General features: G+C 53.4%; 10 protein-coding genes, 1 tRNA gene and 1 pseudogene. 9 read left to right on the top strand and 3 right to left on the bottom strand.

Annotated features, from left to right (window positions below):
* Window positions 1-101 precede the first annotated feature (101 nt).
* Together ispB and ACGK9R_RS00980 are read left to right on the top strand one after the other, a co-directional pair.
* Window positions 102-1,103, top strand: a complete 1,002-nt coding sequence (gene ispB / locus ACGK9R_RS00985) for an octaprenyl diphosphate synthase (RefSeq protein WP_394577692.1) — start codon at window positions 102-104, stop codon at window positions 1,101-1,103.
* 86 nt (window positions 1,104-1,189) lie between these two features.
* Window positions 1,190-1,266 (top strand) — tRNA-Pro (locus ACGK9R_RS00980).
* Window positions 1,267-1,589: 323 nt separating this feature from the next.
* On the opposite strand, the pseudogene ACGK9R_RS00975 reads toward ACGK9R_RS00980, so the two are convergent.
* Window positions 1,590-2,689: pseudogene (locus tag ACGK9R_RS00975) on the bottom strand (IS3 family transposase).
* Window positions 2,690-2,931: 242 nt separating this feature from the next.
* Between ACGK9R_RS00975 and ACGK9R_RS00970 the strand changes: the two are divergent.
* On the top strand, window positions 2,932-4,305 hold the full coding sequence (locus tag ACGK9R_RS00970) for a DNA methyltransferase (protein ID WP_394577691.1): 1,374 nt from the start codon (window positions 2,932-2,934) through the stop codon (window positions 4,303-4,305).
* Entirely contained in the window at window positions 4,302-5,786 is a 1,485-nt protein-coding gene (locus ACGK9R_RS00965; protein WP_394577690.1) for a DNA methyltransferase, read from the top strand. The genes ACGK9R_RS00970 and ACGK9R_RS00965 overlap by 4 nt, the downstream gene beginning before the upstream one ends.
* Before the next feature lie 57 nt (window positions 5,787-5,843).
* On the opposite strand, the gene ACGK9R_RS00960 is transcribed toward ACGK9R_RS00965, so the two are convergent.
* Window positions 5,844-6,905, bottom strand: a complete 1,062-nt coding sequence (locus ACGK9R_RS00960) for a phospholipase D-like domain-containing protein (protein ID WP_394577689.1) — start codon at window positions 6,903-6,905, stop codon at window positions 5,844-5,846.
* An 851-nt stretch (window positions 6,906-7,756) separates the two neighbouring features.
* On the opposite strand from ACGK9R_RS00960, the gene ACGK9R_RS00955 reads away from it, so the two are divergent.
* On the top strand, window positions 7,757-8,035 hold the full coding sequence (locus tag ACGK9R_RS00955; protein WP_394577688.1) for a BrnA antitoxin family protein: 279 nt from the start codon (window positions 7,757-7,759) through the stop codon (window positions 8,033-8,035).
* Window positions 8,036-8,184: 149 nt separating this feature from the next.
* On the opposite strand, the gene ACGK9R_RS00950 is transcribed toward ACGK9R_RS00955, so the two are convergent.
* A complete protein-coding gene (locus tag ACGK9R_RS00950) occupies window positions 8,185-8,847 on the bottom strand; it encodes a GntR family transcriptional regulator (RefSeq protein WP_394577687.1) in 663 nt (220 codons plus the stop codon).
* A 165-nt stretch (window positions 8,848-9,012) separates the two neighbouring features.
* Between ACGK9R_RS00950 and ACGK9R_RS00945 the strand changes: the two genes are divergently transcribed.
* The 4 genes from ACGK9R_RS00945 to madM all read left to right on the top strand — a co-directional run bounded on the left by ACGK9R_RS00945 (window position 9,013) and on the right by madM (window position 13,231).
* Entirely contained in the window at window positions 9,013-10,356 is a 1,344-nt protein-coding gene (locus ACGK9R_RS00945; RefSeq protein ID WP_394578551.1) for a malonyl-CoA decarboxylase, read from the top strand.
* A gap of 22 nt (window positions 10,357-10,378) precedes the next feature.
* The gene (locus ACGK9R_RS00940; protein WP_394577686.1) at window positions 10,379-11,926 is read left to right on the top strand and encodes a malonyl-CoA synthase; all 1,548 of its coding nucleotides are present in this window, start codon (window positions 10,379-10,381) and stop codon (window positions 11,924-11,926) included.
* Between the two features lie 66 nt (window positions 11,927-11,992).
* A complete protein-coding gene (madL, locus tag ACGK9R_RS00935) occupies window positions 11,993-12,457 on the top strand; it encodes a malonate transporter subunit MadL (RefSeq protein WP_394577685.1) in 465 nt (154 codons plus the stop codon).
* A gap of 12 nt (window positions 12,458-12,469) precedes the next feature.
* A complete protein-coding gene (madM, locus tag ACGK9R_RS00930) occupies window positions 12,470-13,231 on the top strand; it encodes a malonate transporter subunit MadM (RefSeq protein ID WP_394577684.1) in 762 nt (253 codons plus the stop codon).
* Window positions 13,232-13,260 lie beyond the last annotated feature (29 nt).

Below are 13,260 nucleotides of genomic sequence, written 5' to 3'. Positions count from 1 at the left end.
CGTAAAAGGCTTCGCCTTGACGCCTTACAGGCGGCCCCATAGCATAATCCCCACTCAAGGCGGTAACGGCCGCTTTTCACCTGCCGCGATGAACCAACTTCATGACGAACGTCTCTGCCAAAACGCCTGCCAGCCCAACGCCTTCACCGCTGCACGCCGTGGTGGCGGGCGATTTCGAGGCCGTTAACCGCGCCATCATCGAGCAGCTCAACTCCAACGTGCCGCTGGTCGAGACCATCGGTCAGTACATCATCGAAAGCGGCGGCAAGCGCCTGCGCCCGCTTTTAGTGCTACTCGCCGCCCGGGCGCTGGCCTACGAAGGCGACAAGCACATTACGCTTGCCGCGCTAATCGAGTTCATGCACACCTCGACCCTGCTGCACGACGATGTGGTCGACGACTCACACCTGCGCCGCGGCAGGAAGACCGCCAACGACGCCTGGGGTAACGCGCCGTCGGTGCTGGTGGGGGATTTTCTCTATTCGCGCTCGTTTCAGATGATGGTCAGCGTCGGCTCGATGCGCATCATGGCGATTTTGTCGAGCGCGACCTGCATCATCGCCGAAGGCGAGGTGCTCCAGCTCACCAACATCGGCAACCCGAGCCTTTCCGAGGACGCCTACTTCGAGACCATCCAGGGCAAGACCGCGATGCTGTTCGAAGCTGCTTCGCACTGCGGCGCGGTGCTGGCCGAGGCCACGCCAGAACAGGAGCGCGCGCTCCAGCACTACGGGCGCTACCTGGGCCTTGCCTTCCAACTGATCGACGACCTGCTCGACTACCAGGGCGACGCTGATGCGATGGGCAAGAACGTCGGCGACGATTTGGCCGAAGGCAAGCCAACGCTGCCCCTGATCAACGCCATGGAGCGCGGCACGCCGGAAGAAGCCAAGCTGATCCGCCAGGCGATCCGCCAGGGCGGGCTCGACCGACTCGACGAGGTGCTCGCCATCGTCCACCGCACCGGCGCGCTCGACTACACTCGCGAACGCGCGGTGGAAATGGTCGAGTGCGCGCTCAAGGAGCTCGAAAAGCTGCCCGAAAGCGCGTATCGCGACAGCATGGCCGAGCTTGCGCGCCTGGCGGTCGAGCGCCAGTCCTGACGCCATCGGACCAATGCAGTATTTTTTGATTTACCACTTGAAAAAATCGGGGGGCGGGCGTAGTATTCATCCCCGTTATTGAGCGCCGGAATATAGCTCAGCTTGGTAGAGCGCTGCCTTCGGGAGGCAGAGGTCGTAGGTTCGAATCCTGCTATTCCGACCAGAAATTGTTAGAAAAATGGCCACTTAGCTTTCAAAGCATGTGGCCATTTTTTTGGACCCTCATTCCAGTCTCCATATAGGATCCAAAAGTCACCAACTATGGCCTTGTCACTTTTCGCTGAGCCTGTTCATGATACGTGAGTTCATAGTCTGCATCACTACAATGTAACCATCCTCAAAGCTTGTGGCATTTATGCCCCCTATCTGCCCAACCACAAAAAATTTTCAAAAAAGCATACTCAGTAACTGCAAGCACCCTGAATAGCCCTAGGTATTCTAGACACCCTCCAAGCTGTGGAAGTAACGCCGCTCGAACTCAACGGGTCATAGGCCATCACTCGTCCCATGGCGGCGACTTGGGTTGTAGAGCATTTCGATATAATCGAGCACATCGCTCCGTACGGCTTCCCGGGGCGGACAGATTTGCCGCTTGATCCGTTCACGCTTAAGGAGTTGGAAGAAGCTTTCTGCAACGGCGTTGTCGTGGCAGTTACCACGGCGACTCATACTGCCCACCAGTTGATTAGCCTTCAGAAAGCTCTGCCAGTCGGTGATGCTGAACTGGCTTCCCTGATACGAATGCACCATGACAACTCCTTGCGGCTTTCACCGCCAAACTGCTGCCAGCAAAGCATCCAATTCTAGGTGAGTGGTCATGCGAGACTTCATCGACCAGCCCACCACCTGTCGAGAAAACAGGTCGATGACTACTGGCAGGTAGGTCCAGCCTTCGTAGGTACGGATGCAGGTGATGTCAGTGACCCACACGATAGTGGGCGCTGCTGCTTCAAACCGTCGGTCCGGGTGGTTGGGCGACACCATTGCCGGTTTACCGCCGTAGCACCCAGGCGGCGCCGATAGCCTGTTTGGGAACGCAGCCCTTCCCGGCGCATTAGGAGGGCTACCCGGTGCTTGCCACAGGCTTCGCCTGCCTCCCGCAGGTCCTAATGGATTTTACGATAGCCATACACACCACCACTTTCGAGCCAAGTGTGCTTGATCAGCCCCAGCAGGCGCTGGTCATGCCTGGCCCGTTCAGACAGAACATTACGGAACCAATCGTAGTAGCCACCGGGATGCACCGCCATCATGCGGCATAGGCGCGCATCGGGTCTTGGTCCGCATAGTTGTGGATAAACGCGTACCTCAATCGGACTCTCTGGCGAAGTACTCGGTGGCCTTTTTAGAATATCTCGTTCTTCTGATACACGCTTCAGCTCTGCCTTCAAGCGCCGATTCTCAGCGTGAAGATCAACATCCTGCTGCCGATGCTCCGCAGGCTTGGCGTAGCGTTTTATCCATTGATACAGGCTATAGCCGGACACGCCTGGTCGGGCGGCGACTTCAGCAATGGAATGGACTCGCTCCGTCAACTGATTGACGGCTTCGATCTTGAATTCTTCGGTGTATCGTTGACGGCTCAAGGAACCTTCTGAGGCCTTCAGCATAAAGCCTAGAGGTGTCTAAGAAACTAGGGTCGATTCATCCCAAGCACACCCTTTTTAGCAGTTTAAAGCGCTCAAAGATTTGGGGCATTGCACTAGGTAAAAATCCTTTAAATTTAAGCAATTAAACTAAAAACAATGTTCCTTTTTCTATTTACGACATGGATCTAAACCCCAGTTCATGTTATGTTACATAAAGCACATAGTAACAAGGTAGCCATATGAGTATTGGAAGCAGCGGACGCATAGTAGTTGAGATCGATCCCGGTCAGAAAAAAAGGCTTTATTCAGCCCTTGCTCACGAAGGGTTATCTTTGAAAGAGTGGTTTATTAAAAACATGAACACTTTTTTAGATAATAGAAACCAAATATCATTAGATTTTTCTAAAGTAGAAGAAAGCATAATTATTAATGATACTTCCATGGAAACCGCAACGGCACCTACTAAAGAACTTCTCGATAGAGGCGTCTCCGCAATAAAAGTAAGCAAAAAACTAAACGAAATCGATTGGAGCTTTATCAAAAGAAAGATCCAAACCCCTCTTGAAAAAATCCACCCTTATCCTGCAAAGTTTATTGGGGATATACCGCGGGAGCTGATCGCGAACATCCCTATCCCCGAGGGCACTGCTGTTCTAGATCCATTTGTGGGATCTGGCACCAGCTTAGTAGAAGCGCAGCGCGCGGGACTATCTTCTATTGGGATAGATTTGAACCCGATTGCCTGTTTAATTTCTCGTGTTAAAACATCACAATATCCCGAAGGTTTACAGGACGCCATTAAAAGCGTATTAGATATATCAAAAACGAAAAAAACACATAGAAAAAGTGAAATTCCCAACATAAATCATTGGTTCAAGCCAGAGATTCAGATTGCTGTGGATGCAATAAGCAGCACTATTTCACAGAAGGAATACACTCCTTGGAGAGATCATTTAAAACTTATCCTCTCTAGCATCTTGGTGCGTGTATCGAATCAAGATAGTGATACAAGATATGCCGCTGTAGAGAAAAACATCAAATATGATGATGTATTCAGGCTCTTTGAAAACTCATCTGATAAGCTTATAAGCTCCCTTGGAAAAAGGAGCTGGAACCTTACAGAATCCGAGGTCTTAGAGGCCAATACACTAGAGGTTTCTCCAGAGCAAATAAAGCAACCTATAGGTTTAGTTGTTACGTCGCCTCCCTACCCTAACGCATACGAGTACTGGCTTTATCACAAGTATAGAATGTGGTGGCTCGGGCACAACCCAATTTCAGTTAAGGAAAAAGAAATTGGGGCTCGCGCTCATTTTTTCAAGAAAAACGGACATACCCCTGAGTTCTTCTTAGATCAAATGTCTTCTACTTTTTCATTGTTGGATAAAGTTTTAGTCCAAGATGGTTATGCCTGCTTTGTTGTAGGCAGATCAAAGATCCATGGCCAAGTGATAGACAATGGTAATATTATTCAACAAGCAGCAAAGAATCATGGTCTGTCTTTTGTTACACGTATAGAAAGGGATATTTACTCTCAACGAAAGTCGTTCAATCTCTCCCATGCCAACATCAAGACTGAATCTATTTTAGTTTTTAAAAAGGTGGCCAAATGAAACTTTTCTGGCATCAGTACAAGTATTTCCCATACGAAAAAGAACTTGCTCGCCGGGAAGTTTGTAGTTTACTTTCTCCGGAGGAAATTCATGAGGTAGATGGCTCTATAGAGATTTCAGCCCCGCAAAACACTACACTTGCCAATAGGCTGGTCTATTTTAAAGAATTCGAGAGCAACACCAGCAAAAATAAGACGCAGCAATTTTTATTAGAATCAGGCACAGTTAATGGTACAAAACGTCAATCGACTCGTTACTCTGCGCATGGTCTGCATGAATACAAAGGGAAATTCAACCCTCAAATTGCGAAAGCAATGTTGAATATTTTTGGAGCTAAAGAAAGTGATAGAGTACTAGATCCTTTTTGCGGGAGCGGGACATCACTTATTGAATGTATGCATCTCGGGTTGAGTTCTGTAGGAACAGATATCAACCCATTAGCTGCGTACATTGCTAATGCAAAAGTCTTATCCCTCTGCACACCAGCGCAGAAAATATTCGAAGGTGCAAAAAAAGCAGCTGAAATAGCCATTAATAATATTCACTCCATCAATGAAAAAAATGAACGATCTAATTACCTATTATCCTGGTTTCCAAGGGATAATTTCATAAAAATAGAAAGCCTGAAATTAGCTTTAAAAGAGATTGACGACGATGTGTCAACCATATTGCTTTCTATCGCCTCCAACCTTCTACGTGACTATTCATATCAGGATCCTAATGATCTAAGAATTAGACGAAGAAAGTCTCCTTTACCCGAGGTCTCTTTCTTTCAAGCATTTCTAACGGCAACTGAATCTTTTACAGATAAACTCAAACAATCACAAAAAGTACATGGAATCCTTTCAAGGAGCGGGATTGCACTTAATCAGGACTGCACTGGAATTGATCCTAGTGGTGAATTGAGACCGGAAAGCTTTGATATGGCTATTACAAGCCCACCATATGCTACAGCTTTACCTTACATAGACACTCAGCGCTTAAGCCTAATATGGCTAGATTTACTTTCTCCTTTAGAAGTTAAAGAGCTAGAGGCAAGGCTGATTGGTAGCCGAGAGATTCGTGGGGCTAGCAAGAAAGACTTATTATTAAAGCTGGAAAAAAACGCTTCGAACATCCCTGAACATGAGGCAAATCTTTGCACAAAGCTTCAAAGTGCACTAACTGAAGATGACGGTTTTAGAAGACAAGTTGTACCAACATTACTTTATAGATATTTTTCAGGCATGTCAGACGCATTCAGCTCAATACGTGAGCTCGTTAAGCCTGGCGCCCCTTTTGGATTAGTTGTGGGTGGTAACCATACGGTACTAAGTGGGATTCGATTTGACATAAATACTCCACAGCATCTTGCCAACATTGCTACAGAGAGAGGCTGGAAGCATATGGAAAGCATCCCTCTTCAGACCTATAAAAGGTATGGGCTTCACCAAAACAACTCAACTAAAGTTGAAACATTAGTCATACTTAAAGCAATATGAGCAATTAGGCCAGGCTATTGCCTGGCCTTTTATCAGTGAATCTTGTGATTAAATCACTCACAGAATGCTAAAAAATTGTTGGCTATCTATATAACCATACCGCTTACCACGACTTCCGATAAAATTAGGCGCAAATAAATCTAGCATTTTATATGCCGGATTGTTTTGCCGAATTATTCTTAATTCGTAAGAGTCCTCAGAAATCCTTGTTATACATGCCAAATCCCCTGGCTCGGCCATTTTTGTATAGCGTAACCTCCCCGTTCCCAGCCTGAAATCTAAATTATTTTCCGCTTCAAATGTGATTCTCACTTGTTCAGAAATTCCTAAGTCAACATAATCAAGATTTATAAAGGCCGATAGAGTTCCTTTCCAACCTCTTTGATTATGGATGGTGAGAGGTGGAAAAAAGTCAAAGCAATCTTTGCTCAACCAAAAGTACTGGCTACCTCGGCCACTTATATCTCCAGGATTCGCCTGAATCCTGTTAGTATCTGTTGGCACTAGTTTAACTATTAAGGTTTCTTGATCAACTTCATCTAAGACATAGCCCTGAGGAGTCTCGTCATACAATAGATTCCAGTGTGGTGATAATGGATCTATTAAGCATTGATAATATTGCCAGTTCTGATCGAACATTTTATTAACTAAATCACACCAGCTAAAGCTGGCGTCAGACAATGCTTGATTCTTTAAATACACAGATGCTTCGATATTTTGAGATAAGCCAGGAGCAGTGAAATTCCCAGAGGTAATTACTGCTGACTGCTCTCCATTTTCTGTTAAAAAACCATAGCATTTTGCATGTAAAATTCTTTTTCTATTTATTAAAAAAACCTCAGCTCCACACTCTAGCAAAGCATGAACAACTTGCTTACTGGACAGCCTCTGGCTAGCACTCCCACCGAGAATAGCAACTACCCTACCTCCATTCTCAGTATGCTCTTTTAATATCTTATAAAACCTAGCTCCACCATTATAATTTGCAAAGCCAGAGATAATGAATATAGTGCCATCCCCTCTCCTTAATGAGCGGATCCACATATCTTCTAGAATATTCCTAAGCCCTGTTTCTACACTTGTCTTATAAACTTCAGGATGCACAGAAAAACTAATCAAAACTTACTCCTTAAAATCCATTTTATCAGTTATAAAAATTCTATCAGTAGCTCACTACGTTTTAAGTTTGGATCTATATGGCTGTATTCCACCTCTTAGACCTTGCGATGGTCAAAGCCGAACTACTATTTTCTGGTTTTTTCTCGCTAGCGTCACCTTGCTACAGCCTTAATAGCTAGTCGGTATTCGCCAATTTTTTTTAATTGACTTCAGCAACTGCTTAACCTCATGACCTATCCAACCTCTCACTCAACCACTGCGTCAGTCCGGGACACACCGGCGCCCTTACTAACACTCTAATTTAACCTAACACAGGCAACCAGAAACAGAGGTCGTAGGTTCGAATCCTGCTATTCCGACCACAGATTGTATGAAAAAAGGCCACTTCGCTTTTCGCGAGTGGCCTTTTTTGTTGGCCTGCCATGTGTCAGCCAATGGCACACGCTCAACCCTCCTACACACCATGACGGGCGTGCGCTGGACTTCACCAGAGTAGCCGCTTATAGGCGCCAGACCACCCCGGCCAATAACGACACCTCTTGAGCCCGGCCAACGGATAGAACTTTCCTTCCTGGCTTTTTGTCCATACGATTAAATACATGATAATCGACTTCGACCCGAACAAGAGCGCTCATAATTAGGAGGCGCGAAGCCTACCGTTCTCTGTTGTCGAACGCTTTGATTGGGACAACGCACTATTTCATGAAGATGACCGCTACGACTATCCAGAAAAGCGCTTCATCGGATTAGGCAAAATTGGGCAACGGGTGCACGTAGTGTGCTTACGCCCATTGAAGGCGGCATAAGGGTTATCAGTTTGAGGAAAGCCAACACGCGGGAGGTCAGGCGCTATGAAAAAGCAGCTTACGAATAGAGACGGCGACGTAAGAGAGCTTACCGACCAGGACGTTGAGCAGATGCGTCCCATGTCTGAGGTGTTACCCGCTAACCTGCAGCGTGCCATTGGCCAGCGCGGTCGCCAGCAGGCACCTACCAAGGTAAAGACATCCATTCGCTTATCGCCGGAGGTTATAGAGCATTTCAAGGCGCAGGGCGAAGGCTGGCAGCGGCGCATCGACCAAGCGCTAAAGGCGTACATCCAGGAGCAGGAGCACAACCCAAGCCGATAACGTGGCGCCTGGTAGCATTTCAGCTCTGTCGCCTGGGTGTCTGGTCCCGCAAAGTGGCGGTTCGAATCCTGCTGGTCCGACCACGGATTGCATGAACCTGAAAAAAGCCGCTCAGCTTCTCGCGATGAACCTTTTTTACCATGACCCCATCATCCCATCTCAAGCTCACGCACCGACGCCACCAGGTCGTTGAAGCGCTCGCCTTGCACCATGACGTGCTCGCGCAGAAGCGCTTCGGCGCGTTCGCCGTCGCCGGCCTCTATCGCGGCGACGATGGCTTCGTGTTCGGCGAGCGAATTCTCGACGCGCATTCTTACCTGAAGCTGCAGACGGCGATAGGGCTGTAAAAGCGCGTGGAGGCGGGTCGCCTCCTGAGCCAGGAACTGATTATGGCTCGCGGCATAAATGCAGTGGTGAAAGACGCTGTTCTCGTAGTAATAGCCGTTGGCGTCCTGAGCCTTTGCGCGCTCGCGGCACGCCTTGAGCGCCGTGATGAGGGCGGCGTGCTCGTCGTCGTTCATGCGCCGGGCGGCCAGGCGCCCACACAGCCCCTCGAGCTGCGCCATTACCTCAAAGCGCTCGACCAGATCAGACACCCCCAACCGCGTAACGAACGTGCCGCGCTTGGGTACCACCTGCACCATGCCGGACATCGCCAGCTGCTGGATCGCCTCGCGAATCGGCGTGCGCGAACAGTCGTACTCCAGCGCCAGCGCGTCCGGGTCGAGCCGCTCACCGGGCGCGAACCGCCCGGCCACGATCGCGTCTTCGAGCAGGTCGCGCAGCCGCTGGGCCTGAGACACCTTCGCCATAAGTCTACCCTACCCTGCCTTGACGCATAAATTCATTGCCTGTATCTGTTATATACAACACGTCGCGCTGTTTAATACTTACCACGCTCGATGATCACAATAAAGCGCTGGCGTCATAAAAAGCAGCCTGCCCAACCGCTCACGATAAGGCCGATGCGCATGAACATGAATATGTCGTTTCTTCAGGGGCTTTTGACGAACCTTAGCACACGCACCCGCCAGCTCAGCAGCGCGCTGGGCACCGACAAGGGCAGCGATAATCACTTCGATGCGCTGTGTGATGCGTGCCGGGGCTTGATGGGGCGCACCGGCGAAGCCTCGCAGATCATGATGGCGCAGCAGGCGCTGGCCCACTATCGGGCGCTGGATGACGACGAGAAACTCTCTTTCTTCCAGCTTTTGGCCAACGACTACGCCGCCGAGCCCGCCGACATTCACACCGCCTACGCGGTGTATCGCGAGCGCGAGGACAACGCCGCGCTCGAGCGGCTGTTCAACGCCTGCGAGCCCCGCCGCCAGTCGCTTCTGCGCCGTTTGAACCTGTGCCCCGGCGGCACGTTCGATCTCGTCAACATGCGCGCGGACCTGCTCAAACACCTGCGCCAATCGCCGGAGCTCTCGGCGCTGGATAGCGATTTCGCGCACCTGTTCAGCTCCTGGTTCAACCGCGGTTTTCTGATGCTCGAAAGCATCGACTGGAACACCCCGGCGGCGGTGCTCGAGAAGATCATCCGTTATGAAGCGGTGCACGAGATCGGCGACTGGCGCGACCTGCGCCGCCGCCTCGACCCGGAGGATCGTCGCTGCTACGCCTTCTTCCACCCGGCGACCGGCGACGAGCCGCTGATTTTCGTCGAAGTGGCGCTATGTGACGGCATTCCCGGCAATGTGCAGCGCATTCTCGAGCACGGCGAGGAGCTGCCGCTGGAGGAGGCCGACACCGCGGTGTTCTACAGCATCAGCAACTGCCAGGCCGGGCTCAAGGGGGTGTCGTTTGGCAACTTCCTGATCAAGCAGGTGGTTCAGGAGTTGAGCCGCGAGCTTCCCCAGATCAAGAACTTCGTTACGCTATCACCGGTACCGGGCTTTGCCGACTGGCTGGCAAGCGTTCGCGAAGAGGCGTCGCTTTCCGAGGAGCTCACTACCTACCTCGATACCCACGAGCGCGAGGAGCTCTCCTCTGCCGCCCACAAGGAGTTCATGCGCTTGGCCTCGCACTACCTGGTGGAGGTCAAGCACAAGAGCGGTCAGCCCTTGAACCCGGTGGCACGCTTTCACCTGGGCAACGGCGCGAGCCTGCACCGGCTGAACTGGCAGGGAGATACCTCGAGCAAGGGGTTCCAGCAGTCGCATGGGCTGATGGTGAATTATCTCTACCAGCTCAACCGTATCGAACAGAACCACGAAGCCTACAGCGTGAACCACACGGTGGTGTGCGCCAGCGACATTCGGCGTCAGGCGAATCAGGCAAGCCAATATCTCGAAGCCAAGGCGCCCGCCAGGGCCTGACGACAATAACAAGGAGTCTTTCATGAACCACAACCTTTACCTGCACTTCTACCCGCACTTCGAGCGCGCCCCGGATAAAGTGCTGATGGACACGCTCGACGGCCAGCGCTACCGCTACCAGGACGTTTTAAGCCTGAGCCGCCGACTGGCCACCGTGCTCAAGGAGCTGGGCGTGGCGCCCGGCGACCGGGTCGCCGTTCAGGTCGACAAGAGTCCTGAAATCGTCATGCTGTATCTGGCCTGCCTGCAGGTCGGCGCGGTCTATCTGCCGCTCAACGTCGCCTACACCGACAGCGAGATCGACTACTTCCTGAATGATGCCGAGCCGCGCCTGTTCGTTTGCCGCCCCCAGGCGCTGGAGAGCGCCCGCCCAATCGCCGACAAGGCCGGCGTGGCGCATATTGAAAGCCTGGGTGTGAGCGCCGACGGCAGCCTGATGGAGAAAGCCAAAAACGCCGAGGAGACGACGGAGGTCGCCGAGGTCGCGGCCAATGACCTGGCGGCGATCCTCTACACCTCCGGCACCACCGGGCGCTCCAAGGGCGCGATGCTGAGTCACGAAAACCTCGCCTCCAACAGCCAGGCGCTGACCAAGGCCTGGCACTACAGTGAGAACGACCACCTGATCCACGCGCTGCCGATCTTTCACACCCACGGGCTATTCGTGGCCTGCAACGTGACGCTGATCAACGGCGCCTCGATGACGTTTTTGCCCAAACTCGACGTCGACGAGCTGCTCGATCTGATGCCCCACGCGACGGTACTGATGGGCGTGCCGACCTTCTACACCCGGCTTCTGGCGAGCCCGCGCCTGAACCGCGAGGTGGTCGCCAACATGCGCCTGTTCATCTCCGGCTCCGCGCCGCTTCTCGCCGAAACCCATGAAGATTTCAGCGAGCGCACCGGCCACGCCATTCTCGAGCGCTACGGCATGACCGAAACCAACATGAATACCTCCAACCCCTATGACGGCGAGCGCCGCCCGGGCACCGTGGGCATGCCCCTTCCCGGCGTGACGGTGCGCATCACCGACCGCGAGACAGGCAGAGAGCTTGCCCAGGGCGAGACCGGGCTGGTCGAGTTGACGGGCCCCAACGTCTTCCAGGGCTACTGGCGCATGCCGGAGAAGACCCAATCCGAGTTTCGCGACGACGGCTACTTCATCACCGGCGACCTTGGCCTGATCGACGAGAAGGGCTATCTCAACATCGTCGGGCGCGACAAGGACCTGGTGATCTCCGGCGGCTACAACGTCTACCCCAAGGAGATCGAGCAGATCATCGACGACATGGAAGGTGTGGCGGAGTCCGCGGTGATCGGCGTGCGTCATACGGATCTCGGTGAAGGCGTGGTCGCCGTGGTAGTGCCGAAATCCCAGGGCGCGGTGAGCGAGGCGCAGGTGCTGGAAGCGCTCAAGGGCGAGCTCGCTCGCTACAAGCAGCCCAAGCGAGTGTTTTTCGTCGAGGCGCTGCCGCGCAACGTGATGGGCAAGGTGCAGAAGAACCAGCTGCGCGAGACCTTTGCCGACACTTTCACCGCCACTAACACAAGGAGCGACGCCACCGCCTGATGCTCGACCCGGCGCCGTAAGAAGCGGCGCCCCCTGACAACAACGACAACACAAAAGGAAAACTCCATGGTCATATACGGAGTCGCGCTACTCGCCGGCTGCATGCTGGTGGGCCTGTGGGCCGGAGACGTGCTGGGCATGCTGCTCGGCGTGGAGTCCAACATCGGCGGTGTCGGCATCGCCATGCTGCTGTTGATCTTTCTCGGCGGCTATCTGATCGACAAGCGCAAGATGCCGGAGAGCACCGAAAGCGGCATCACCTTCTGGAACGGGATGTACATTCCCATCGTGGTCGCAATGGCGGCCAGCCAGAACGTGGCCGCCGCCATCGACGGCGGTTTGATCGCCCTGCTGGCGGCGCTTCTGGCGGTGGGCGCAAGCTTTGCGCTCGTGCCGGCGCTGACTCGGCTGGGCCAGCCCAAAAAGCGCCCCGAGGCGCCACTCGATGAAACGCCGGTCAACAAGGTCGCCTCGCGCGCCCCGAAGGCCCGGCGCTCGAAGCCCTCTTCCCGCCCCCATCACGCCCGCTAAGGAGCCGCCGTCATGCTCGAATCACTTCTCACGCAGCTCGAAAAACAGCATCTGATCGCCGCCTTCGCGCTGGTGGGCGCGGCGATGTACGTGTCGTATCTGGTGAGCGACAAGCTGACCAAAGGGCGCGTTCACGGCTCCGCCATCGCCATCATGGTGGGGCTGGCGCTGGCTTACTTCGGCGGCATATATACCGGCGGCAGCAAGGGCCTGGCGGACATCAGTCTGTTCGCCGGGCTGGGGCTGATGGGCGGCGGTATGCTGCGCGATCTGGCGATCATCGCCACCGCTTATGGCGTGCGCTTTCAGGAGATCCGCCAGGCCGGGCTCAGCGGCGTACTGGCGCTGTTTCTGGGCGTGATCGTATCGTTTATCGCCGGTGTCGCGATCGCCTTTGCCTTCGGCTACCGCGACCCCGCCGCGCTCACCACCATCGGCGCCGGCACGGTGACCTACATCGTCGGCCCCATCGCCGGTGCCTCGATCGGCGCGTCTTCTGAGGTCATCGCGCTGTCGATCGCCGCCGGCCTGTTCAAATCGATTCTGGTGATGGTGCTCACCCCCATGGCGGCCAAAAGAATCGGCCTCGATAACCCGCGCTCGGCGATGATCTTCGGCGGGCTGATGGGCACCACCAGCGGTGTGGCGGCGGGTCTTGCCGCCACCGACCCGAAGCTCGTGCCTTACGGCGCCATGACCGCCACTTTCTACACCGGCCTGGGCGCGCTTTTAGCGCCGTCGCTGCTCTATCTTTGCGTACGCGCGATCTTCTGAGCGCCTCGCATAAAGCAAAGCGCCGTGGC

This window comes from Halomonas sp. HNIBRBA4712 (assembly GCF_043558675.1).
In the GTDB taxonomy this organism is placed as follows: Bacteria; Pseudomonadota; Gammaproteobacteria; order Pseudomonadales; family Halomonadaceae; genus Vreelandella.
The sequence above is the reverse complement of the archived record's forward strand: the minus strand, read 5'-3'. Positions and strand labels throughout refer to the sequence as shown.